The sequence below is a fragment of the Streptomyces sp. CB02414 genome, from assembly GCF_001905385.1.
Lineage (GTDB): Bacteria > Actinomycetota > Actinomycetes > Streptomycetales > Streptomycetaceae > Streptomyces.
Window position 1 is genome coordinate 1 of sequence record NZ_LIPF01000006.1, and the last position, 23,749, is coordinate 23,749.

Annotated in this window: 13 protein-coding genes, 2 rRNA genes and 1 pseudogene; 2 read left to right on the forward strand and 14 right to left on the reverse strand. The window is 69.7% G+C overall.

The features are described from left to right. Positions 1–22: 22 nt before the first annotated feature. From AMK11_RS19875 to AMK11_RS19890, 3 genes are all read right to left on the reverse strand, one after another. Positions 23–3,143: ribosomal RNA gene (locus tag AMK11_RS19875) — 23S ribosomal RNA — on the reverse strand. A 298-nt stretch (positions 3,144–3,441) separates the two neighbouring features. Next, positions 3,442–4,969 (reverse strand): 16S ribosomal RNA (locus AMK11_RS19880). The 16S and 23S rRNA genes sit together here, the layout of an rRNA operon. A gap of 557 nt (positions 4,970–5,526) precedes the next feature. Beyond that, positions 5,527–6,534, reverse strand: a complete 1,008-nt coding sequence (locus AMK11_RS19890; protein ID WP_073729099.1) for a stage II sporulation protein M — start codon at positions 6,532–6,534, stop codon at positions 5,527–5,529. Positions 6,535–6,660: 126 nt separating this feature from the next. Between AMK11_RS19890 and AMK11_RS19895 the strand changes: the two genes are divergently transcribed. Beyond that, the gene (locus tag AMK11_RS19895) at positions 6,661–7,569 is read left to right on the forward strand and encodes an RDD family protein (protein ID WP_073729101.1); all 909 of its coding nucleotides are present in this window, start codon (positions 6,661–6,663) and stop codon (positions 7,567–7,569) included. Positions 7,570–7,587: 18 nt separating this feature from the next. Here AMK11_RS19895 and AMK11_RS19900 read toward each other — a convergent pair whose 3' ends face one another. The 9 genes and pseudogenes from AMK11_RS19900 to AMK11_RS19940 form a co-directional block, all read right to left on the reverse strand. After that, entirely contained in the window at positions 7,588–8,202 is a 615-nt protein-coding gene (locus tag AMK11_RS19900) for a hypothetical protein (RefSeq protein WP_073729103.1), read from the reverse strand. A 117-nt stretch (positions 8,203–8,319) separates the two neighbouring features. After that, on the reverse strand, positions 8,320–9,777 hold the full coding sequence (gene ahcY / locus AMK11_RS19905) for an adenosylhomocysteinase (protein WP_073729105.1): 1,458 nt from the start codon (positions 9,775–9,777) through the stop codon (positions 8,320–8,322). Positions 9,778–10,113: 336 nt separating this feature from the next. Then, on the reverse strand, positions 10,114–11,094 hold the full coding sequence (locus AMK11_RS19910) for a cation diffusion facilitator family transporter (RefSeq protein ID WP_073729107.1): 981 nt from the start codon (positions 11,092–11,094) through the stop codon (positions 10,114–10,116). Between the two features lie 147 nt (positions 11,095–11,241). Further along, complete coding sequence (gene manA / locus AMK11_RS19915) at positions 11,242–12,393, reverse strand: mannose-6-phosphate isomerase, class I (protein WP_073729109.1); 1,152 nt, start codon at positions 12,391–12,393, stop codon at positions 11,242–11,244. A gap of 62 nt (positions 12,394–12,455) precedes the next feature. Beyond that, positions 12,456–13,583: an SIS domain-containing protein gene (locus tag AMK11_RS19920; RefSeq protein WP_073729110.1), complete on the reverse strand. Its 1,128-nt coding sequence runs from the start codon at positions 13,581–13,583 to the stop codon at positions 12,456–12,458. Between the two features lie 66 nt (positions 13,584–13,649). After that, the gene (locus AMK11_RS19925) at positions 13,650–13,820 is read right to left on the reverse strand and encodes a Trm112 family protein (RefSeq protein WP_007450268.1); all 171 of its coding nucleotides are present in this window, start codon (positions 13,818–13,820) and stop codon (positions 13,650–13,652) included. A gap of 271 nt (positions 13,821–14,091) precedes the next feature. After that, the gene (locus AMK11_RS19930) at positions 14,092–15,456 is read right to left on the reverse strand and encodes a phosphomannomutase/phosphoglucomutase (RefSeq protein WP_073729112.1); all 1,365 of its coding nucleotides are present in this window, start codon (positions 15,454–15,456) and stop codon (positions 14,092–14,094) included. Between the two features lie 79 nt (positions 15,457–15,535). After that, a pseudogene (locus tag AMK11_RS19935) lies at positions 15,536–17,151 on the reverse strand (L-lactate permease). Positions 17,152–17,293: 142 nt separating this feature from the next. After that, a complete protein-coding gene (locus AMK11_RS19940; RefSeq protein WP_073729114.1) occupies positions 17,294–17,716 on the reverse strand; it encodes a DUF3499 domain-containing protein in 423 nt (140 codons plus the stop codon). A gap of 283 nt (positions 17,717–17,999) precedes the next feature. Here AMK11_RS19940 and AMK11_RS19945 point away from each other — a divergent pair, with 283 nt between their 5' ends. Beyond that, the gene (locus AMK11_RS19945) at positions 18,000–18,458 is read left to right on the forward strand and encodes a metallopeptidase family protein (protein ID WP_073729116.1); all 459 of its coding nucleotides are present in this window, start codon (positions 18,000–18,002) and stop codon (positions 18,456–18,458) included. 15 nt (positions 18,459–18,473) lie between these two features. Here AMK11_RS19945 and AMK11_RS19950 read toward each other — a convergent pair whose 3' ends face one another. Then, positions 18,474–20,000 carry a DUF5719 family protein gene (locus AMK11_RS19950; protein WP_073729118.1) on the reverse strand — a complete coding sequence of 509 codons (1,527 nt, stop codon included), beginning with the start codon at positions 19,998–20,000 and terminating at the stop codon, positions 18,474–18,476. Continuing rightward, positions 19,997–23,746 (reverse strand): glycosyltransferase family 2 protein, encoded by a 3,750-nt coding sequence (locus AMK11_RS19955; protein ID WP_073729120.1) that lies wholly within the window; start codon positions 23,744–23,746, stop codon positions 19,997–19,999. The genes AMK11_RS19950 and AMK11_RS19955 overlap by 4 nt, the downstream gene beginning before the upstream one ends. Between the last annotated feature and the right edge of the window lie 3 nt (positions 23,747–23,749).

The following is a 23,749-nucleotide window of genomic DNA, read 5'->3' on the forward strand; positions in this document are numbered from 1 at the left end:
AACACAGTGGACGCGAGCAACTGAGGACAAGCCCTCGGCCTATTAGTACCAGTCAACTCCACACCTTACGGCGCTTCCATATCTGGCCTATCAACCCAGTCGTCTACTGGGAGCCTTACCCCATCAAGTGGGTGGGAGTCCTCATCTCGAAGCAGGCTTCCCGCTTAGATGCTTTCAGCGGTTATCCCTCCCGAACGTAGCCAACCAGCCATGCCCTTGGCAGAACAACTGGCACACCAGAGGTTCGTCCGTCCCGGTCCTCTCGTACTAGGGACAGCCCTTCTCAAGACTCCTACGCGCACAGCGGATAGGGACCGAACTGTCTCACGACGTTCTAAACCCAGCTCGCGTACCGCTTTAATGGGCGAACAGCCCAACCCTTGGGACCGACTCCAGCCCCAGGATGCGACGAGCCGACATCGAGGTGCCAAACCATCCCGTCGATATGGACTCTTGGGGAAGATCAGCCTGTTATCCCCGGGGTACCTTTTATCCGTTGAGCGACGGCGCTTCCACAAGCCACCGCCGGATCACTAGTCCCGACTTTCGTCCCTGCTCGACCCGTCGGTCTCACAGTCAAGCTCCCTTGTGCACTTACACTCAACACCTGATTGCCAACCAGGCTGAGGGAACCTTTGGGCGCCTCCGTTACTCTTTAGGAGGCAACCGCCCCAGTTAAACTACCCATCAGACACTGTCCCTGATCCGGATCACGGACCCAGGTTAGACATCCAGCACGACCAGACTGGTATTTCAACGACGACTCCACCCACACTGGCGTGCGAGCTTCAAAGTCTCCCAGCTATCCTACACAAGCCGAACCGAACACCAATATCAAACTGTAGTAAAGGTCCCGGGGTCTTTCCGTCCTGCTGCGCGAAACGAGCATCTTTACTCGTAGTGCAATTTCACCGGGCCTATGGTTGAGACAGTCGAGAAGTCGTTACGCCATTCGTGCAGGTCGGAACTTACCCGACAAGGAATTTCGCTACCTTAGGATGGTTATAGTTACCACCGCCGTTTACTGGCGCTTAAGTTCTCAGCTTCGCCTGGACGAATCCAAGCTAACCGGTCCCCTTAACGTTCCAGCACCGGGCAGGCGTCAGTCCGTATACATCGCCTTACGGCTTCGCACGGACCTGTGTTTTTAGTAAACAGTCGCTTCTCGCTGGTCTCTGCGGCCACCCCCAGCTCAGACCGTAAAGATCATCACCAGGTGTGGCCCCCCTTCTCCCGAAGTTACGGGGGCATTTTGCCGAGTTCCTTAACCATAGTTCACCCGAACGCCTCGGTATTCTCTACCTGACCACCTGAGTCGGTTTAGGGTACGGGCCGCCATGAAACTCGCTAGAGGCTTTTCTCGACAGCATAGGATCATCCACTTCACCACAATCGGCTCGGCATCAGGTCTCAGCCTTGTGTGCGACGGATTTACCTACCGCACGGCCTACACCCTTACCCCGGGACAACCACCGCCCGGGATGGACTACCTTCCTGCGTCACCCCATCACTCACCTACTAACCGCTTGGTTCAGCGGCTCCACCACTTTCCTTTCCCCGAAGGGTCCGGAACGGCTTCACGGCCTTAGCATCACGATGCTCGATGTTTGACGCTTCACAGCGGGTACCGGAATATCAACCGGTTATCCATCGACTACGCCTGTCGGCCTCGCCTTAGGTCCCGACTTACCCTGGGCAGATCAGCTTGACCCAGGAACCCTTAGTCAATCGGCGCAAACGTTTCTCACGTTTGTATCGCTACTCATGCCTGCATTCTCACTCGTGAACCGTCCACAACTCGCTTACGCGGCTGCTTCACCCGGCACACGACGCTCCCCTACCCATCACAGCCGGCGTTGGCCGTATTGCTGCAATGACACGACTTCGGCGGTACGCTTGAGCCCCGCTACATTGTCGGCGCGGAATCACTAGACCAGTGAGCTATTACGCACTCTTTCAAGGGTGGCTGCTTCTAAGCCAACCTCCTGGTTGTCTGTGCGACTCCACATCCTTTCCCACTTAGCGTACGCTTAGGGGCCTTAGTCGATGCTCTGGGCTGTTTCCCTCTCGACCATGGAGCTTATCCCCCACAGTCTCACTGCCGCGCTCTCACTTACCGGCATTCGGAGTTTGGCTAAGGTCAGTAACCCGGTAGGGCCCATCGCCTATCCAGTGCTCTACCTCCGGCAAGAAACACACGACGCTGCACCTAAATGCATTTCGGGGAGAACCAGCTATCACGGAGTTTGATTGGCCTTTCACCCCTAACCACAGGTCATCCCCCAGGTTTTCAACCCTGGTGGGTTCGGTCCTCCACGAAGTCTTACCTCCGCTTCAACCTGCCCATGGCTAGATCACTCCGCTTCGGGTCTTGAGCGTGCTACTAAAACCGCCCTGTTCGGACTCGCTTTCGCTACGGCTACCCCACCCGGGTTAACCTCGCAACACACCGCAAACTCGCAGGCTCATTCTTCAAAAGGCACGCAGTCACGAGGATGAAGCAAGCTCCATCCCGACGCTCCCACGGCTTGTAGGCACACGGTTTCAGGTACTATTTCACTCCGCTCCCGCGGTACTTTTCACCATTCCCTCACGGTACTATCCGCTATCGGTCACCAGGGAATATTTAGGCTTAGCGGGTGGTCCCGCCAGATTCACACGGGATTTCTCGGGCCCCGTGCTACTTGGGTGTCTCTCAAGCAAGCCGCTGACGTTTCGACTACGGGGGTCTTACCCTCTACGCCGGACCTTTCGCATGTCCTTCGCCTACATCAACGGTTTCTGACTCGCCCTACGGCCGGCAGACCGTAGAAGAGAGATCCCACAACCCCGCACACGCAACCCCTGCCGGGTCTCACACGTATACGGTTTGGCCTCATCCAGTTTCGCTCGCCACTACTCCCGGAATCACGGTTGTTTTCTCTTCCTGCGGGTACTGAGATGTTTCACTTCCCCGCGTTCCCTCCACACTGCCTATGTGTTCAGCAGCGGGTGACAGCCCATGACGACTGCCGGGTTTCCCCATTCGGAAACCCCCGGATCAAAGCCTGGTTGACGACTCCCCGGGGACTATCGTGGCCTCCCACGTCCTTCATCGGTTCCTGGTGCCAAGGCATCCACCGTGCGCCCTTAAAAACTTGGCCACAGATGCTCGCGTCCACTGTGCAGTTCTCAAACAACGACCAACCACCCATCACCCCGGGACAACATCCCGAGTGCACTGGGGCCGGCACTGAAGGAAGTTCATTCCCTCAGACACCCAACAGCGTGCCCGACACGACCGCTCTCCAGACTCACGTTCCACGCCGAAGCAGTACTAGCGACCTTTCAAGTCGAACCGTGCCGAGTAGTCAACGTTCCACCCATGAGCAACCAGTGCGAGACGTTCGCTCGCATGCTGGCCTCTGAACCAAGCAAGCTTGGCTGAGAAGTGCTCCTTAGAAAGGAGGTGATCCAGCCGCACCTTCCGGTACGGCTACCTTGTTACGACTTCGTCCCAATCGCCAGTCCCACCTTCGACAGCTCCCTCCCACAAGGGGTTGGGCCACCGGCTTCGGGTGTTACCGACTTTCGTGACGTGACGGGCGGTGTGTACAAGGCCCGGGAACGTATTCACCGCAGCAATGCTGATCTGCGATTACTAGCGACTCCGACTTCATGGGGTCGAGTTGCAGACCCCAATCCGAACTGAGACCGGCTTTTTGAGATTCGCTCCACCTCGCGGTATCGCAGCTCATTGTACCGGCCATTGTAGCACGTGTGCAGCCCAAGACATAAGGGGCATGATGACTTGACGTCGTCCCCACCTTCCTCCGAGTTGACCCCGGCGGTCTCCCGTGAGTCCCCAGCACCACAAGGGCCTGCTGGCAACACGGGACAAGGGTTGCGCTCGTTGCGGGACTTAACCCAACATCTCACGACACGAGCTGACGACAGCCATGCACCACCTGTACACCGACCACAAGGGGGACCCTGTCTCCAGGGTTTTCCGGTGTATGTCAAGCCTTGGTAAGGTTCTTCGCGTTGCGTCGAATTAAGCCACATGCTCCGCCGCTTGTGCGGGCCCCCGTCAATTCCTTTGAGTTTTAGCCTTGCGGCCGTACTCCCCAGGCGGGGCACTTAATGCGTTAGCTGCGGCACGGACAACGTGGAATGTTGCCCACACCTAGTGCCCACCGTTTACGGCGTGGACTACCAGGGTATCTAATCCTGTTCGCTCCCCACGCTTTCGCTCCTCAGCGTCAGTATCGGCCCAGAGATCCGCCTTCGCCACCGGTGTTCCTCCTGATATCTGCGCATTTCACCGCTACACCAGGAATTCCGATCTCCCCTACCGAACTCTAGCCTGCCCGTATCGACTGCAGACCCGGGGTTAAGCCCCGGGCTTTCACAACCGACGTGACAAGCCGCCTACGAGCTCTTTACGCCCAATAATTCCGGACAACGCTTGCGCCCTACGTATTACCGCGGCTGCTGGCACGTAGTTAGCCGGCGCTTCTTCTGCAGGTACCGTCACTTTCGCTTCTTCCCTGCTGAAAGAGGTTTACAACCCGAAGGCCGTCATCCCTCACGCGGCGTCGCTGCATCAGGCTTTCGCCCATTGTGCAATATTCCCCACTGCTGCCTCCCGTAGGAGTCTGGGCCGTGTCTCAGTCCCAGTGTGGCCGGTCGCCCTCTCAGGCCGGCTACCCGTCGTCGCCTTGGTGAGCCATTACCTCACCAACAAGCTGATAGGCCGCGGGCTCATCCTGCACCGCCGGAGCTTTCGAACCTCGCAGATGCCCGCGAGGATCAGTATCCGGTATTAGACCCCGTTTCCAGGGCTTGTCCCAGAGTGCAGGGCAGATTGCCCACGTGTTACTCACCCGTTCGCCACTAATCCCCACCCGAAGGTGGTTCATCGTTCGACTTGCATGTGTTAAGCACGCCGCCAGCGTTCGTCCTGAGCCAGGATCAAACTCTCCGTGAATGTTTACCGGTAATCCGGTGTACACCACGAGAGCGGAACAGTCGGAGGAATAGTCCGACCGTTCACAGCGTCCTCGCTGTGTTTTTTCAAAGGAACCTCGTCCCAGCCTGATGGCTGGTAACGGGGTATCAACATATCTGGCGTTGACTTTTGGCACGCTGTTGAGTTCTCAAGGAACGGTCGCTTCCTTTGTACTCACCCTCTCGGGCTTTCCTCCGGGCGCTTCCCTTCGGTCTTGCGTTTCCGACTCTATCAGATCTTTCCGATCCGATTTCCTCGGTGCTTTCCAGGTTCCCGCTTTCGCGTTTCCCTTTCCGGCGGTTCCGACTTTATCAGAAGTTCTGAGCCGGTTTGACCGGCCGTTCATTTCCGATTCATCGGGAGAGTGCTTCGCCGGATTCTGCGATCCGGGGGAAGCCGATAGTTTCTCACCGTCGCCCTCCGGGGATGAACCCGTCTCCAGGCAACTGTTCGAATCTACCTCCCCGCTCGCTCCGTGTCAACGGCTCTTGCGGGAACGAAGAGGACACTAGCAGCTCCCCGGGGGCTGACGCACATCAGGCGGCCGTGGGCACGGTGGCGCTGCGTTCGGACGCCTCGACGTCGCCCGTGTCGCCGGCCCGCGCGGCGCGCCCGCCCACGACGTAGACGTAGGCGAGGAAGGCCAGCTCGGCGACGACTCCGATGGTGATGCGGGCCCAGGTGGGCAGGCCGGAGGGGGTGACGAAGCCTTCGATCGCTCCGGAGACGAACAGGACCAGGGCGAGACCGATCGCCATGCCGATGGCGGCCCGGCCTTCTTCCGCGAGGGCTGCGCGTCGGGTGCGCGGGCCGGGGTCGATGACTGTCCAGCCGAGGCGGAGGCCGGTGCCGGCGGCCACGAAGACCGCGGTCAGTTCGAGCAGACCGTGTGGCAGTACGAGACCCAGGAAGGTGTCGAGGCGGCCGGCCGACGACATCAGGCCGAAGCCGACGCCGAGGTTGAGCATGTTCTGGAACAGGATCCAGATGACCGGAAGGCCCAGGAAGACGCCCAGGATCAGGCAGAGCGCGGCGGCCCAGGCGTTGTTCGTCCAGACCTGCGCGGCGAAGGACGCTGCGGGGTGGCTCGAGTAGTACGTCTCGTACTGGCCGCCGGGGCGGGTGAGCTCGCGCAGTTCGCTGGGGGCCGCGATGGTGGCCTGGACTTCCGGGTGGGTGCCGATCCACCAGCCCAGGAGTGCCGCGACGGCGGTCGACAGGAGAGCGGTGGGGACCCACCAGTGACGGGCCCGGTAGACGGCGGCGGGGAACTGCTGGGTCAGGAAGCGGGTGACGTCGCGCCAGGAGGCCCGACGGGTGCCGGTCACGGCGCTGCGCGCGCGGGCCACCAGCTGGCTGAGCCGCCCGGTCAGCTGCGGGTCGGGGGCGCTCGACTGGATCAGGGAGAGGTGGGTGGCCGTGCGCTGGTAGAGGGTGACGAGTTCGTCGGTCTCGGCGCCGGTCAGTCGGCGCCGGCGCCGGAGCAGGGCGTCGAGGCGGTCCCACTCCGCGCGGTGGGCGGAGACGAAGACGTCGAGGTCCATCGGTGTGCCTGCTCCTCGGCTATCGTCGGCGGCTCGTCGTGGATCAGCTTGTCGTACTGCGGCGCGGTGCGTCCTCAGCTTGGCAGACTGGCGGGGACGGGGGCAGTGAGGGGAAGGGCGGCAGGCGTGAGCGAGCTGGTGACGGGCGAGGCGGTGGCGCTGGAGCTGCGCCCCGCGAGGCTGCCCAGCAGGGCGCTGGCCGTCCTGCTCGATCTGGCGGTGGCGGTGGCCGTCTATGTGGCGGTGACCATCGTGCTGGTGGCCTCCACAGCCTCCCTGGACATGGCGGCGCAGACCGCGCTGTCGATCGCGGCCTTCGTCCTCGTCCTGGTGGGCGGGCCGATCGCGGTGGAGACGCTCAGCCACGGGCGGTCGCTCGGCAAGATGGCCTGCGGGCTGCGGGTGGTGCGGGACGACGGCGGGCCGATCCGGTTCCGGCACTCGCTGGTGCGGGGCCTGATCGGGGTGATCGAAATCCTGATGACGTTCGGGGTGGTCGCCTGTATCGCCTCGCTGGTGTCGGCGCGGGGTCGGCGGCTCGGTGACGTGTTCGCGGGGACCCTGGTCGTGCGGGAGCGGGTGCCGGTTCCGGCGACGGGCTTCATGCCGCCCCCTCCGCCCTGGCTGGCCGGGCGGTTCTCCGAGCTGGACCTGTCCGCGGTGCCCGACGACCTGTGGCTTGCCGTACGCCAGTACCTCACGCGCATGGGGCAACTGGACCCCCGGGTCGGCTGGGCGATGGCGGAGCGGCTCGCCGCGGACGTGGCGGCCCGGACGGGGGCTCCGGCGCCCCGGGAGGTACCGCCCGCCGCGTACCTGGCGGCGATGATGCACGAGCGGCAGGCCCGGGAGGCCCGGCGGGCATTCGGGGGTGCGCCCGCGGCCGGGATGCCGTCGGTGACGGAGGCCGTGGCTCCTCCCCCGCCGGTCCATCCGGCGACGCCGCCGGTCCCACCGTCGGCAGCGCCTCCCGCGGTGCCGCCGGCCTCGTCTTCGGACGGTCGGCCCGGTACCGGATTCGTGCCGCCGGCGTAGGTCGTTCCGGCCGGGTCCTCACGCGAACACGGACGGCGGCGACGCGAGGTCCTCCAACTCGATTCCGGGGGCCGCGAGTACGACGTCCCCAGCGATGTGCACGCGGTGCTGCTCGCCTGTGTCCAGGGCTGTGACCTGGTATTCGTCCACGGTCAGGGGGCCGTTGTCAGTGGCGTGTGCTTCGCTGTTCACCAAGGCCCAGGACTGGTCCAGGGTACGGGGGGCGAGGACGGGATCCGTGAGGGCGACGAGGCGTACGCGGGTGGCCGCGGTGGAAGGGGTGAGGCGCAGGAGACGGGTGAGGGCGACGAGGAAGGCCGGGGAGGTGCCGGTGAAGGCGTGGGCGCGCGCATTGCCTTCGGTGGCGTGGACTCCGGTGGGATCGGTACGGACCCAGGTGACACCGTCGATGGCCGCGCCGCGGACCTGCCAGCTCGCAAGGTGGAGTTCGAGGCGGATGGGACGGCCGAGTTCGTCGAGGGCGAGGTCGACGGAGCCGTGGTGGTCGCCGGCGGGTGTGGTCAGCCGGGAGACGTAGCGCCAGCCGGAGGGGCCGGGGGCGCACTGGAAGTGTTCTTCCGCCAGGGGGGTGTGGTCGTGCGGATCATGGAGCGAATACCGGCCGCGGGGCATGGGGGGTCCTGGGTGGTGACGGGCTGCTGGTCCGGCCGCTGAGGCTTCAACGGGGCAGGCCCCCGACACGGGGGTGCGGGGGCCTGTCTCGAAGGAGCCGACGGGGCTCGGTGTGGCTCAGTAGCGGTAGTGGTCCGCCTTGTACGGGCCCTCGACCTTGACGCCGATGTAGTCGGCCTGCTCCGGACGGAGCGTGGTCAGCTTGACGCCGAGAGAGTCGAGGTGGAGCCGGGCGACCTTCTCGTCCAGGTGCTTGGGCAGCACGTACACGTCGGTCGGGTACTCGTCGGGCTTGGTGAACAGCTCGATCTGGGCCAGCGTCTGGTCCGCGAACGAGTTGGACATCACGAACGACGGGTGACCGGTGGCGTTGCCCAGGTTCAGCAGGCGGCCCTCGGACAGCACGATCAGGACCTTGCCGTCGGGGTAGGTCCAGGTGTGGACCTGCGGCTTGACCTCGTCCTTGACGATGCCGGGGGTCTTCGCCAGGCCGGCCATGTCGATCTCGTTGTCGAAGTGACCGATGTTGCCGATGATCGCCTGGTGCTTCATCTTGGCCATGTCCGAGGCCATGATGATGTCCTTGTTGCCGGTCGTGGTGACGAAGATGTCGGCCTTGTCGACGACCTCGTCGAGCGTCGTGACCTGGTAGCCGTCCATCGCCGCCTGCAGCGCGCAGATCGGGTCGATCTCCGTGATGATCACTCGGGCGCCCTGGCCGCGCAGGGACTCCGCGCAGCCCTTGCCGACGTCGCCGTAGCCGCACACGACTGCGGTCTTGCCGCCGATCAGGACGTCCGTGGCGCGGTTGATGCCGTCGATCAGGGAGTGGCGGCAGCCGTACTTGTTGTCGAACTTCGACTTGGTGACGGCGTCGTTGACGTTGATCGCCGGGAACAGGAGGGTGCCGTCGCGGTGCATCTCGTACAGGCGGTGGACGCCGGTCGTGGTCTCCTCGGTCACGCCGCGGATCTCGGACGCCAGCTGGGTCCACTTCTGCGGGCTCTCGCTCACCGTGCGGGTGAGGAGTTCGAGGATGACGCGGTGCTCGTCGGACTCGGCGGTGTCGACCGAGGGGACCTTGCCGTCCTTCTCGTACTCGACGCCCTTGTGGACGAGGAGGGTGGCGTCACCACCGTCGTCCAGGATCATGTTCGGGCCGCCGGTGGGGGTGTTCGGCCAGGTCAGGGCCTGCTCCGTGCACCACCAGTACTCCTCGAGCGTCTCGCCCTTCCAGGCGAAGACCGGGACGCCCTGCGGGTTGTCGGGCGTGCCGTTCGGACCGACGGCGATGGCGGCCGCGGCGTGGTCCTGGGTGGAGAAGATGTTGCAGGACGCCCAGCGGACCTCGGCGCCGAGGGCGACCAGGGTCTCGATGAGGACGGCGGTCTGCACGGTCATGTGCAGGGAGCCGGTGACGCGGGCGCCGGCGAGGGGCTGCGCCTCGGCGTATTCCTTGCGGATCGCCATCAGGCCGGGCATCTCGTGCTCGGCGAGGGTGATCTCCTTGCGGCCGAAGGCGGCCAGGGAGAGGTCGGCGACCTTGAAATCCTGTCGGTTGTCGACAGTCGTCATTGCGAGCTGCTCCTCGGGGTTGGGTCGAGGTGGGTACGGCTGACCTGCGCGGCGGCGGACACAGGGGTGCCCAGAAGAGGACACAGGCATGCCCGCGTACGCGCAGCGCAGTCCGTCGGAGGCCCTCTCTCCCTCGGTCGGTCCGTGCCTGGACCGCCCGACCGCCATCAGCAGCGACGTCTGGCTCCGTCCCAAGCTACACCGGTGGTGCCCGCCGTCCCCAGTCCGCCTCCGAAGACTTCCGGACGTTCACGAAGCGTGACGGGCGGCCCCGGGAGGAAGGCCGACGGGCCCGCCGAGTGGATCGACGGGCCCGGTGGTGCGGGAAGAACGAGGTCAGTGGGCGGCGGGGGGCGTGCTGGGGCCGCCGGGGGTGGCCTCGCGGTCCGGGCCCTTGGCGGCCTCGGCCTCGCTGTAGATGTCCGGTTCCAGGTAAATGACGCGGGCGATCGGGACGGCCTCGCGGATACGGGTCTCCGCGGCGTCGATGGCGGAGGCGATCTCGGTGGCCGTGCCGTCGTGGCGGACGGCGATCTTGGCGGCGACGAGCAGTTCCTCGGGGCCGAGGTGGAGCGTGCGCATGTGGATGACGCCGGTGACGGTGTCGCCCGCGACGATCGCGGCCTCGATCTGCTGGACGGCCTCGGTGCCCGCGGCCTCGCCGAGGAGCAGGGACTTGGTCTCGACGGCCAGGACGAGCGCGATGAGGATGAGCAGCACGCCGATGCACAGGGTGCCGATGCCGTCCCAGACGCCGTCACCGGTGAGCAGGGCCATTCCGACGCCGCCGAGGGCCAGGATCAGGCCGACGAGGGCGCCGAGGTCCTCCAGGAGGACAACCGGCAGCTCGGGGGCCTTGGCGTGGCGGACGAATTCCTTCCAGGACTTCTGCCCGCGCAGGACGTTGGACTCCTTGATGGCGGTCCGGAAGGAGAAGGCCTCGGCGATGATCGCGAAGACCAGGACGCCGACCGGCCAGTACCAGTGCTCGATCTCGTGCGGGTGCTTGATCTTCTCGTAGCCCTCGTAGAGGGCGAACATGCCGCCGACCGAGAAGAGGACGATGGAGACGAGGAAGGCGTAGATGTAGCGTTCCCGGCCGTAGCCGAAGGGGTGTTGCGGGGTGGCGGCGCGCTGGGCGCGCTTGCCGCCGAGAAGCAGGAGTCCCTGGTTGCCGGAGTCGGCGAGGGAGTGCACGGACTCGGCGAGCATCGACGACGATCCACTGAAGAGGAACGCCACGAATTTCGCTACCGCGATCGAGAGGTTGGCGAGCAGTGCCGCCACGATCGCCTTGGTTCCGCCTGACGCGCTCATGTGTCGCGTTGTCCCTTCGCCTTCATATGCCTGGTCTGCTAGCGGTGCGCCATTGTTGCAGCCCGCGCGGGCCCCGACGTGCCGGATGCCCCGTCGGGTGCCTCTCAGTCCGGTGTCGGGTGCCTCTCGGTCCGGTGTCGGTCGCCGTCAGAGGCGCACGGTGGCCCGGAAGAGCGTGCCGCTTCCGGACACTTCGGCCTGCTCGCCGGCCGGGACGAAGACGGAGCGGCCGGGGGTCAGTTCGTGTTCGCCCGTCCGTACGGTGCCGGCCGTGCAGAGCAGGATCTGCGGGGTGGGCAGGGTGAGGTCGTGGGCGGCGGCGCCCTCGGGGAGGACGTACCGGGACAGGCGGAACTCGTCGGTCGGGGTGTCGTAGACCTCTTCGCCGTCGGGGGACGCCTCCGGGCGCAGGACGCCGGGGTCGCCGGCCTCGAAGCGGACGATGCGCAGGAGTTCGGGGACGTCGACGTGCTTGGGGGTGAGGCCGCAGCGCAGGACGTTGTCGGAGTTGGCCATGATCTCGACGCCGAGGCCGTCGAGATAGGCGTGCGGGATGCCGGCGCCGAGGTACAGGGCCTCGCCGGGCTGGAGCCGGACGTGGTTGAGGAGCAGGGCGGCGAGCACGCCGGGGTCGCCCGGGTAGTGGTGGGCGATGTCGGCGTAGGGCGCGTAGGGGCCGCCGAGGCGGTCACAGGCGGCCGCGGTCTCGGTGACCGTGCGGGACATGTCCTCGGGGTCGGCGGTGAGGATCGCGGTGAGGACCTCGCGCAGGGCGGCGTCCTCGGGACGGGCGCGCAGCAGGTCGACGTAGGGCTTGAGGGAGTCGATGCCGAGCCCGTCGAGGAGGTCGGCGGTCTCGGCGGGCGGGCGGAAGCCGCACAGGCCGTCGAACTCGGTGAGAGCGCAGATCAGTTCGGGCTTGTGGTTGGCGTCCTTGTAGTTGCGGTGCGGGGCGTCGAGGGGGACGCCGCGGCCCTCTTCGTCCTCGTAGCCGGCCCTGGCCTGTGCGAGGTCGGGGTGGACCTGGAGGGAGAGCGGGGCACCGGCGGCGAGGAGCTTGAGGAGGAAGGGCAGCCGGGGGCCGAACTTGGCCACGGAGGCGGCGCCCAGTTCCTGCTCGGGGGCTGCGTCGACGACGTCGGCGAGGGTGCCCCGGCCGGTGCGGGAGGGGGCGCCGGGGTGGGCGCCCATCCACATCTCCGCCTGCGGTTCGCCGGTCGGCTCGGTGCCCAGCAGGGCCGGGATCGCGGTGGTGGAACCCCAGGCGTAGGGGCGGACGGTGTTGTCGAGGCGGTCCATGGGCTCTCTCTGCCGGTGCGTGTCCTTGGCGTACTGAGGTGTACGCGGTGGTGCGTACGAGATCAGGCGCCCGAGGCGAGCGCCAGGTAAACGGCGGCGAAATCCGTGATGGCGATCAGTTCGGCGAGGGTCTCCAGCTCGCCGCCCGCTTCGGGTTCCAGTTCGCTGATCGGCGTGTCGTGGCCGAGGGCCAGGTCGCGGGCGCCGGGGGCGGCGGTGAGGCCGCCGATGGGGCGGTCGCGCAGGAGCACCACGCGGGCGTGCAGGGCAGGTGTGTCCTCGACGCGGTCGCGGAAGAAGTCGTCGGGGTCGGCTGCGGCGGCGAGCCGGCCGGCGAGCAGGGCGTTGTGCGCGTCCAGGGCCTCGGGGAGTTCGGCGACGGCGGCCGGGGTGCCGGACAGTTCGGCGAGGGCGGCGGCGAAGCGGCGGCCTGCCGGTCCGGCGGAGGTGCCCTCGGTCCAGATGACGGGGAGGGAGTCGGCGAGCTCGGCCGCCAGGGTCTTGGCGGGGTTGCTGTACGTCGCGATGGCGGGCCCGCAGCGTTCGGCGATGCGGTCGAGGCGGTCGGCGACCTTCTCGACGGCCTCGGGGGGCGCTTCGAGCAGGCCGGTGCGGTCGAGGAGCGCGAGGAGCGGGGTGAGCAGCGCCCACAGCACGCCGGGGGCGGCGCCGGCGAGGGGTTCGTCGTGGTCGTAGGGCGCGGTCGCCATGGGGATGAACAGGCCGTGCGAGGCGTTCACCGACTCGCTGAGCGGAGAGCGGGCGGGAGCGACGGCGACGACCGTGCAGCCCCGGCGGTAGGCCTGTTCGGAGAGCAGGGCGAGGCCCGGCTCGGTGCCGTCGGGGGTGGTGATCAGCAGGAGGTCGACGGAGCCGGTCCAGCCGGGCAGTTCCCAGCGCAGGGCGCCGGCGGCGGGGGCCACGCCGGTGGGGGCGAGGCGGGTGACGGGGCTTCCGGCGCCTGCCAGGGTGCCGAGGAGGTCGGCGGCGTGGGTGGCGGCGGCGCCGGGGCCGGCGATGAGGACGGCGCGGGGGCGGCCGTCGGGCTTGAGGTTGCCGACGCCGGCCTCGGCGGCGTGCCGGGCGGCGGTGCGTACGCGGGCACCGGCCTCGGCGGCGCCGCGCAGGAGGCCGCGGCGGTCGGCGTCCGTGAGGCGCTCCGGGGAGTCGAGGAGCGTTTCGTCGAGCATGGCGGCTGTCTCCGATCGCCGGGAGCGTTCGTCGGGGTGCGCGGCGGGGTGGCGGCGGGCCGTCGGTTACTCGGGGCGGCGGGCCTCGTCGACGAGGAGGACGGGGATGCCGTCGCGCACCGGGTACGCCAGTCCGCAGTCCTGGCCGGTGCAGATCAGCTCGGCGTCCTGCTCCTTGAGGGGGGCGTGGCAGGCCGGGCAGGCGAGGATCTCCAGGAGGCCGGCTTCGAGCGGCATGGGGGTTCCCTTCGGGGGCGGTTGGGTTTGTGTGGATGTGCTGGTCAGGGTACCGCCGGTGTGGGGGCGGGTGCGTGGGTATGGGGCGGGGTGGGGGCCCGGCGTGGGTGTGGGCGTCGGGGGTGGGTGCGCGGCCCGGCGCAGGCCGGATGCCCGGCGTCGGTGCGGGCGTCGGGGGTGGGTGCGCAGCCCGGCGCTGCGGGGTGCCGCTGCGCCCACCCGTGCCGCCCCAGCGGCACGACTGCCCGCAGCTGGGCGGGACGGCGGGCAGTCAGGCGCGGATGATGGTCAGGGCCTCGTCGCGGATCTTTGTCATCGTCGCCTCGTCGCGGGCCTCCGCGTTCAGGCGGAGCAGGGGCTCGGTGTTGGAGGGGCGGACGTTGAACCACCAGTCGGCCGACGACACGGTGAGGCCGTCGAGGTCGTCCAGGGTGACGTCGTCGCGGCCCTCGTAGGCGGCCCTGATCGCGGCGAGGCGGTCGGCCTGGTCGGCGACGGTGGAGTTGATCTCGCCCGAGCCCGCGTAGCGGTCGTACTGGGCGACCAGGGCGGACAGGGTGCCCGGCTGGCCGCCGAGGGCGGCGAGGACGTGGAGGGCGGCCAGCATGCCCGTGTCGGCGTTCCAGAAGTCGCGGAAGTAGTAGTGCGCGGAGTGCTCGCCGCCGAAGATGGCGCCGGTCCTGGCCATCTCGGCCTTGATGAAGGAGTGGCCCACGCGGGTGCGTTCGGGCGTGCCGCCGTTCTCCCGCACCACCTCCGGGACGGACCAGGAGGTGATCAGGTTGTGGATGACGGTGCCCTGGCCGCCGTTGCGGGCGAGCTCGCGGGCGGCCACGAGGGCGGTCACGGCGGACGGGGAGACCGGGTCGCCGTTCTGGTCGACGACGAAGCAGCGGTCGGCGTCGCCGTCGAAGGCGAGGCCGAGGTCGGCACCCTCCTCGCGGACGCGCTGCTGGAGGTCGACGAGGTTGGCCGGGTCGAGCGGGTTGGCCTCGTGGTTGGGGAAGGTGCCGTCGAGTTCGAAGTACATCGGCACCAGGTCGAGGGGGAGGCCGGTGAAGACCGAGGGGACGGTGTGGCCGCCCATGCCGTTGCCCGCGTCGACGACCACCTTCAGGGGGCGGATGGTGGTGAGGTCGACGAGGGAGCGCAGGTGGGCCGCGTAGTCGGCGAGGGTGTCGCGGCGGGTGACCGTGCCGGGGCGCGCGGCCGGCTCGGGTGCGCCGGTCTCGCTCCACCGCTCCACGAGCGCGCGGATCTCGGCGAGGCCCGTGTCCTGGCCGACGGGGGCCGCGCCCGCGCGGCACAGCTTGATGCCGTTGTACTGGGCCGGGTTGTGCGAGGCCGTGAACATGGCGCCCGGCAGGTTCAGCGCGCCGGAGGCGTAGTACAGCTGGTCGGTGGAGCACAGGCCGATCTCGGTGACGTCGGCGCCGCGGGCCGCCGCCCCGCGCGCGAAGGCGCCGGACAGGCCGGGCGAGGAGGGCCGCATGTCGTGGCCGACCACGATGGCGCTCGCGCCGGTCAGCTCGACGAAGGCCGCGCCGAACAGCTCGGCCAGTGACTCGTCCCACTGGTCCGGGACCACCCCGCGTACGTCGTACGCCTTCACGATCTGCGACAGATCAGCAGCCACGGCCAACCTTCCTGAAAGTCCTGTCGGAGCCCACAAACTACCCGTAACCGCCGACCGGGCGCCGTGGGGTTCCCGAAGGTCAGGGCAGCATCCAGCCCAGGACCGGCGTCGACTGGCCGACCACGATCAGGCACATCACCAGCAGCAGGCCCAGGCTCCAGGGCAGCACCTTGCGCAGCAGGTCGCCCTCGCGGCCCGCGAGGCCGACGGCCGCGCAGGCGATGGTGAGGTTCTGCGGGGAGATCATCTTGCCGAGCACGCCGCCCGAACTGTTCGCGGCGGCGAGCAGCTCCGGCGACAGACCCGACTCCCGCGCGGCGGTCACCTGCAGGGCACCGAAGAGCGCGTTGGCGGAGGTGTCGGAGCCGGAGACGGCGACGCCGAACCAGCCCAGCACGGGCGACAGGAAGGCGAGGCCGGCCCCGGCCGCCGCGACGAAGTGGCCGATGGTGGCGGCCTGCCCGGAGAGGTTCATGACATAGGCGAGGGCGAGGACGGAGGTCACGGTGAGGATGGCGAACCGCAGCTCGTGCACGGTCGCGAGCCACTCCCTGACCGCCACGCGCGCGTGCACGCCGAGGACGGCGGCCGTCGCGAGACCGGCGAACAGCACGAGCGTGCCGCCGGTGGACACGACCGGCAGGGAGAAGACGTTGCCGCCGACGGGGTTGCCCTCCGGGTCGGCGACGTCCAGGAACGGCCAGTCGTACGTCTGGGTCGCCCGCGCCAGCCAGTCCTTGACCGCCGGGATCTGCGCGACGGAGAAGACGGCGACGATCAGCGCGTAGGGCGCGTAGGCCCGTACGACCTCCCGGCGCGGGTCCCGCTCGTCCAGTTCCTCGCTGCGTACGCCGGTGAGGACGGCGGTGCGTACGGGCTCGGCGGCGGGCTGCGGGCCTGGGGTACGGCGACCAGGGCGCCGGCGCCGAGGAGGGCGGCGCCGATGTCGGCGAGCTGGGCGGAGACGTAGTTGGAGGCGACGAACTGGGCGACGGCGAAGGCGACGCCGCAGGCCAGCGCGGGCGCCCAGGTTTCGCGCAGCCCGCGCCGCCCGTCCACCAGGGCGACCAGCAGCAGCGGCACGACGAGGGCCAGCAGGGGCGTCTGGCGGCCCACCACGGAGGCGACGTCGTCCAGCGGCAGCCCGGTGACCTGGGCCAGCGTCACCACGGGGGTGCCCATCGCGCCGAAGGCGACCGGGGCGGTGTTGGCGACGAGCGAGACGACGGCGGCGCGCACCGGGTCGAAGCCGAGCGCGACGAGCATGACCGAGCAGATCGCGACGGGCGCCCCGAACCCGGCGAGGGCCTCCAGCAGCGCGCCGAAGCAGAAGGCGACGACCAGGGCCTGGATGCGCGGGTCGTCGGACAGCCGCCCGAAGGAGCGGCGGAGGATGTCGAAGTGCCGGGTCTGGACGGTCATGCGGTACACCCACAGGGCGTTCACGACGATCCACAGGATGGGGAAGATCCCGAACACGGCGCCCTGTACGGCGCTGGAGGCCGTCTGGTCCAGTGGCATGCCGTAGGCGAGCCAGGCGACGAGTACGGCCGCCAGGAGGCCGGTGAGGCCCGCCAGGTGTGCCTTCATGCGGACGCCGCCCAGCAGGACGAGGACGATCACCAGGGGCAGGGCCGCCACCAGCGCGGACAGGCCGAGTGAACCGGCGACGGGTTCCAGTTCCTGGACGTACACGGGCGCCTCCCCGGATTCCGCCATGCGAAAGCGGTTTCTCGCGACTCCCGGAATGGTCGTGTCCGCGACAAGGTGGCGTCAATGGGTGTGCGGTAAACGGATCTGCAGCAACGGTTCGGCGCCGGGAGGGACTGAAGTGGCGTCAGTTGTCCGGCGAGCGCAGAACGCGCAGGTGGCCGCGGCGCGCGACCTCCATCGGGTCGGCCGTGCGGGGACCACCACCGGCCTCCGCCGCCCGCTCCTGGGGGCGGGCCGCCTCGCGGACCGCGTTGGCGAGCGCTTCCAGGTCGTCACCGCTGGGGCGGGCCGGGGCCGAGCCGTCGAGGAGGCGGACGACCTCCCAGCCGCGCGGGGCGGTGAGGCGCTCGGAGTGCTCGGCGCACAGGTCGTAGCAGTGGGGTTCGGCGTAGGTGGCGAGCGGGCCGAGGACCGCGGTCGAGTCAGCGTAGACGTACGTCAGCGTCGCGACGGCGGGACGGCCGCAGGCGGTGCGCGAACAGCGACGTACAGGGCTCACGATGTTGGACGGTACCGCACTCTTGAGCGGGCCGCGACGACTCCCCACCAGGTCACACCACCGTGTCGCGGTGTGAAACGGGACACACCACCCTCCGGACACCCCTCATTGACCTGCGCGGACGACCTGGTCCGGGATGCCGGACGGGTCGGTGAGCGGTCGCGAAACGATGCGAACACTGACATTTGCCTTGAGATCGGCGGTCGCGGAGAGGTACGGAATCGAGCCCAAGCTTGGCTGGAATGGTCATTCGGCGACATGTGTGGGCGCTCCCCCGGTCCGCGTGTGCGGTCCGGCGCGCGGAACCGGCGAGGACTACCCTTCACCAGTGATGGACAACCCCGTGACGCCCCGTGACGCCGGCCGGCCAGGGCCCCGCAGCCGTGATCGCCACGGCCGGGGCATGCGCGGCCCGATCGCGCCCCCTCAGGTACCGCTCGCCGCGAGCCGCGGCGAGGTGTTCGCGGACCTCGTGCAGGACTCCGTGGAACGCCTGGAACGGCGGTGGCCGCAGCTCGCCGACATCGATTTCCTCGTCCTCGACGTGCCACGGCTGGACGGCGGCGGGGCCGGGGAGGCGTGGAGCGACGAGGCTGTGCCGCTCGGCGGGACGGTGCCCTCGCGGGACGGACGGCGGGGGCGGGTGGTCGTGTACCGGCGGCCGGTCGAGATCCGCACCAAGGGGCGGGACGAGCGGGCGGCGCTGGTGCACGAGGTAGTCGTGGAGCAGGTGGCGGAGCTGCTGGGGCTGACGCCGGAGACGGTGGACCCCCGGTACGGAGAGGACTGAGCGGGGCGGGGCGCGTCACTGCTGCAGGACGCTCAAGTCCTCCTCCGCCTTCGGTACCGAGACCATGCCCCGGTCGTCCGGGAGGGTCTGCACCGTGAAGGCCGCCACGTCGTCGTCCTCGCCGGTCAGGGTGCGTGAGGCGTACGCCGGGCCGCCCGAGACCGTCTCGACCGTCAGGGCGTAGGCGCCCTCGAGTCCGGCCGGGACCGGCGCCTCGACGTTCTGGGTCGTGCCGCCCTTGATCGTGAACGTCTTGCTCGCCGTCGTGCCGCCCTCGGTGCCCGCCGACGCCGTGACCTTGACCTTCGCGGCCTGTTCCGGCGCGGTGATGGACAGGGTCGTGCTCTTGGCCCGGTTGTCCGCGGCCGTCGCGCGCGCGCCGACCGGGTCGGCGGCCGGGATGAACGCCGACTCCTGTTCACCGCCCTCGCCCCGCACGACCCGGACCGCGGCCACGACCGGCACGGACCCGCTCGTCGGCGTCAGCACCAGCGAACCGGCCTCGCCGCGCGTGACCTCGCCGAGGTCGACGCCGGTCGTCATGCCCGCCTTGACGTGCACGGTCTCGTGCCCGGCGGGCGTGATCGTCCCGGACGGCGAGGCGAGCCGTACCTTCAGGTCGGCGTCGCTGCCACCGGGCGTGAACAGCACCAGGCGGACGGCCGTGGCGTCCTTGGGGATGCCCGGCAGCACCAGCTCGCCCGCCGGGTCCGCGGCGGCGGTCAGCCAGTCGCCGCCGGTCTTGTCGTCCAGGGCCTGCACCGCGGCGCCGAGCCGGCCGCTGCGCACGCCGACGTGCACGGTCACGTCGGTCTGCTCCTCGTCGCTGAGCGTGGACAGCAGGAGGGACTCGCTGGAGTTCGGCGGGACGGTGATGCCCTCCCCCACCGTGGACTTCAGGGCGCCGTCCTTGCCGTAGAGCTCGATGTCGACGACGGCCGCGGAGTCGTCGGGGTTCGTGAGGTGCACGTAGTCGGTACGGCCGCTCGCCGTGCTGGCGCCCGGGAACCAGAACTCCGTGTCCGGCGCCGTGCAGTTGAGGCCGAGCAGTCCGCGGCCCGTCCCGGCGGCGACCTCGGTGGTCTGCTGAACGGTCCAGCCGGGGGCGTGACTTCCCTCGGCGGTGCCGATCAGCGCGGGCGTGTCGGCGCCGGAGGCCTTGCCGGTGGCGGGCGTGCCGGGCTCCTTGGGCTGTACGACGGGCTTGTCGGCCTTGTCCCCGGACTTCTCGCCCTTGCCCTCCTTCTCCTCCCCCTTGTCGTCGCCCTGCTCGTCCTCCGACTCGGCCGTCGCCGCCTTGAGCGCGGCCGTGCCCTTCTCGTCGGCGCCCTTGGTGACGGGTGTGAAGGAGGTGTACGACGTCTCGGCGAGGTCGGAGTTGCTGGGCGCCGGGCACAGCAGGCTGGTGCGCTCCACGGGCAGTACGGCGGCCGGCTCGGCGGTGTCCGCGCCCGTGTCGCCCGGGGCGGAGACGGCCGCGAACCCGGTGACGGCGGCGAGCGCCGCGGCGCCCGCGAACAGGGACAGGGTGGTGCGCTTCACTGCTGGCTCCCGTCGGGACGCTCATTGCCGGTGCCGTGGGGCTGGGAGGGGTCGTACGGCGTGTCGTAGCCGCCCTGGCCGTACGCCTGACCGTAGGCGGGGCCGTACGCGCCGGCCTGCGACGGGTCGGAGGGATCGCCGTAGGCGTAGGGGGCGTACTGCCCCGCCTCGAACCCGCCGCCCTGACCGCTCTGGTAGGCGTCCGCCTGGTAGGGGTCCCCTTGGTACGGCTGCTGTCCGTAGACGCCCGCGTCGTACTGCTCCTGGGCGCCCGGGTGCTGCTCGGCGCCGTACGCACCGTAGGAGCCGTACTCGGCGGGGGCGTACGCCGGCTGGTCCCAGTCGCCGTGGTTCTGCTGCTGCGGGACGGGCACGGGGGCCTCGACGGGCGGCACGGCTCCGTCACCGCCCGCCGGCTCGGCCGCCGCCTCCGCCTCGGCCTGGGCCCGCAGGCGCCGGGCCCGGCGCCCTTCGCCCTCGACGGCCTGGGCCGGGACGAGCGGCTCGTCGGGCAGGTCGTCGTCGACGTCGCGGCGCCTGCCGGGAAGGGCGAGGACGACCAGGACGACGGCGAGGAGACCCTGGGCCCACAACCAGAGGGTGTGGGTGAGGGGACCGTCGTAGGTGACGTCCAGCTTTCCGCCGGAGGCGGGGAGTTCGAAGCCCTGCGCCCAGCCGTCGACCGTGGTGCGGGTGAGCGGCTTGCCGTCCAGGGTGGCCGTCCAGCCGTCGGCGGCGGTGTCGGCGAGGCGCAGCACGCGGCCCTCGGGGCCGGACGGGACCTCGGTGTGGATCTCGACCGGACCGGCCGCGACGGGCTGCGGCTCACCGGCACCGGCACGGTCACCGTCGCCCGAGCCGTCCTCGGCGCCCGCGCCGGAGACGATGGTCGCGCGCGCCACCTCCTTGTCCACCCGCCACAGCCCGCTGCCGTCCTGCTGGCTGAGCCGGCTCAGGCCGGGCGTGGCGTCCAGGACTCGGGTGACCTCGCGGGGCGCGCCCTTGTGGACGAGTACGTAGCGCACGGCGAAGCCGCCGAGCTGGTCGGCCTGGTCGGCGCCGGAACCGGCCACCAGGTTGGCGACGATCTTGTCGAGCCGGCTGTTCCCGCCGTCGCCGGCGGCCAGCTCGCCGTCGCCGAGGCGGGCACCGGAGCCGCGGACCAGCATGTAGCTCACGTGGGCCGCGGAGTCGCTGTCGAGGACGAGGGTGCGGGCCTGGTCGCGGGTGCGGCTCTCCTCGGCGACGAACGCCGGCACCTGGGTGGGGTCGCGTCGCTCCAGGGGTCCGTCGGCACCACCGACCATCCAGCCGGCGGCGGCGATCAGCGGGCCGACGGCCGAGGCGAGGGCGATCAGGGCGGCGACCGGCTGGCGCCAGCCGAAGCTCTGCTCGGCCACGCGGAAGCGGGCTCCGTCGGCGCCGAGAGTCGCGGCGGCCAGGAGGGCGATGCCGTAGACGAGGGTGGCGGGGCCGGCCCAGACGGAGCGGTTGGACAGGACCGCGAAGACCAGGGCGACCAGGGCGACGGCCCAGGCCGTGCGGATGGCCGGCTGCCGCTCCGAGCGCAGCAGGGCGGCGAGCGCGGCCAGCACGATGCCGATGAGGACCAGGCCGCCGACCGTGCCGGGGCCGCCGGGGCTGGCGCCGAGCAGGTCGAGGGCGGAGGCGGCCGAGGCGCCGTAATCGAGCCCCGCCTCGTCGAAGAAGCCGAACGGCAGCAGCGACAGGGACCAGGGGGCGAGCAGCAGAGGGGTGCCGAGCTGGGCGAGGAAGCGCAGGCCGTACGCCGTGATGTCGCCGCGGCGCAGCACCAGGACGCCGGCTCCGAGGAGCAGCGCGATGGGCCACACGACGGGCGTGAAGGCGGTGGTGATCGTCAGCAGCAGGGCGTACGCCCAGGTGGCGCGCCAGCTGCCGCGGGTGCCCGAGGAGCCCGTCAGGCCGGCCGCGGCGACGCCCGCGCGGGCGATGAGCGGGAGGAGCACGGCGAGGACGGCGGTGCCGATGCGGCCGCCGGCCAGGGCGCCGGTGGCGGCGGGCAGGAAGGCGTAGGCGACGGCCGCCCACGCGCGCAGCAGCCGGGAGGGAACCAGCGGGCGGGAGGCGAAGTACGCGGTGGCGCCGGCCAGGGGCACGGAACAGACCAGCAGCAGGGTGACCGCGAGGCCGGTCGAGCCGAGCAGCAGGGAGGCGAGCGTGGCGACGATCGCGAGGTAGGGCGGCGCGGAGGCGGTGCCGCCGGTGCCCACGGTGTGCCAGGCGTCCGTGTACCGCGACCACAGCTCGCCGGCGCCGGCCGGGGCGGGCAGCAGGGCGCCGCCCGCCAGTGCGCCGCCGCCGAGCAGGGCGCGGCAGGCGGCCAGGGAGACGAGCAGCAGGATCAGGAAGAGCACCGGACCGGGCTTGCGGGCGACGCGCTTGAGCCGGGAGAACTGCTCGACCTCGAGGAAGTCCGCGTCGTCGCCGCCGGGTCCGGACTCGATGGCGCCGCCGTGCCGTCCGGCGCCCGCGGCCGCCTCGGCGTCGGAGGCGCCGACGAGGTTGCCGGCGACCTGCTCGACGGTGACGCGGATGGTCGCGCCGGGCGGCGGGAAGAGGGGGCGCAGTTCGTCCTTCTCGACCTGCGGGCGGCCGCGTTCGCGCCGTCCGGCGAGGATGCGCTCGGGGCGCAGCAGGACGCCGAGCAGGCCGCGGATCTCGTCGAGGGCCTGGCCGGGGACCTTGCCGACGAGGTAGGCGAGGGTGCGCAGCAAGGTGCCGAGGACGATACGGAGCAGCACCCAGGGCAGGGCGGCGGTGCGGGCGTTGACGAGGAGGGTGTGGACGGCGCCCGCCTTGTCCACCTTGTGCGGGGAGGCGGTGGTGCGGCCCGCGCAGTCGACGGTGCGGCGCTCGCGGGAGGCCGCCTCGGCGTGGCGTACGACCGCCTCGGGGGCGACGAGGACGCGGAGCCCGGCCGCGGTGGCGCGCCAGCACAGGTCGACGTCGTCGCGCATCAGGGGCAGCCGGCGGTCGAACCCGCCCAGCCGTTCGAAGACGTCACGCCGGATCAGCATGCCCGCGGAGGACACCGACAGGACGGGCCGTACGTGGTCGTGCTGGCCCTGGTCCTGTTCACGGCGGTCCAGGCCGGTCCAGCGGCGGCCGGAGTTGGCGATGGAGACGCCGACCTCCAGCAGCTGCCTGCGGTCGTACCAGCCGCGGAGCTTGGGGCCGACGACTGCCACGTCGTCGCGGCCGAGTTCGTACTCGTTGTCCACGACGCGCAGCAGCTGGGCCAGGGCGTCGGGTTCGGGAGCGCAGTCGTCGTGCAGCAGCCACAGCCACTGGACCGGTTCTCCGTGGGGAAGCTCCGGCAGGTCGTAGGCGTCGTCGCGCCACGTGCGGGTGACGGGGTCCCAGCCGCTCGGCCGCCTCAGGTACGGCAGGTCCTCCGGGGTGAGGGCGGGCGCGACGCGGACGGCCTCCTCGACGGCCTGGCCGAAGCCGGTGCGCCGGGCGAGGTGGAGCACGCGGTCGTCGCCGAGGGCTTCGGTGACCAGCCGGGCGGAGTCGTCGGCGCTGCCGGTGTCGGCGGCGACGGCGTACTGGACGGGGCGCTCCTGGCCGAGCAGCCCGGCGAGCGCGTCGGGCAGCCAGCGGGCTCCGTCGTGGGCGACGAGGACCGCGGTCACGACGTGACGCGGGAACTCAGGTGTGGCAGCGAGGTCTTGCTGGGCTGCCGTGTGGCTGTGCACGGACATCGA

What these genes read in the sequence shown, in the direction of transcription:
- AMK11_RS19910 (WP_073729107.1), bottom strand. Translation starts at nt 11,094, where the DNA reads ATGAGCGCGTCAGGCGGAACCAAGGCGATCGTGGCGGCACTGCTCGCC.
- AMK11_RS19920 (WP_073729110.1), bottom strand. Translation starts at nt 13,583, where the DNA reads ATGCTCGACGAAACGCTCCTCGACTCCCCGGAGCGCCTCACGGACGCC.
- manA (WP_073729109.1), bottom strand. Translation starts at nt 12,393, where the DNA reads ATGGACCGCCTCGACAACACCGTCCGCCCCTACGCCTGGGGTTCCACC.
- AMK11_RS19900 (WP_073729103.1), bottom strand. Translation starts at nt 8,202, where the DNA reads ATGCCCCGCGGCCGGTATTCGCTCCATGATCCGCACGACCACACCCCC.
- AMK11_RS19925 (WP_007450268.1), bottom strand. Translation starts at nt 13,820, where the DNA reads ATGCCGCTCGAAGCCGGCCTCCTGGAGATCCTCGCCTGCCCGGCCTGC.
- ahcY (WP_073729105.1), bottom strand. Translation starts at nt 9,777, where the DNA reads ATGACGACTGTCGACAACCGACAGGATTTCAAGGTCGCCGACCTCTCC.
- AMK11_RS19945 (WP_073729116.1), top strand. Translation starts at nt 18,000, where the DNA reads ATGGACAACCCCGTGACGCCCCGTGACGCCGGCCGGCCAGGGCCCCGC.
- AMK11_RS19890 (WP_073729099.1), bottom strand. Translation starts at nt 6,534, where the DNA reads ATGGACCTCGACGTCTTCGTCTCCGCCCACCGCGCGGAGTGGGACCGC.
- AMK11_RS19955 (WP_073729120.1), bottom strand. Translation starts at nt 23,746, where the DNA reads ATGTCCGTGCACAGCCACACGGCAGCCCAGCAAGACCTCGCTGCCACA.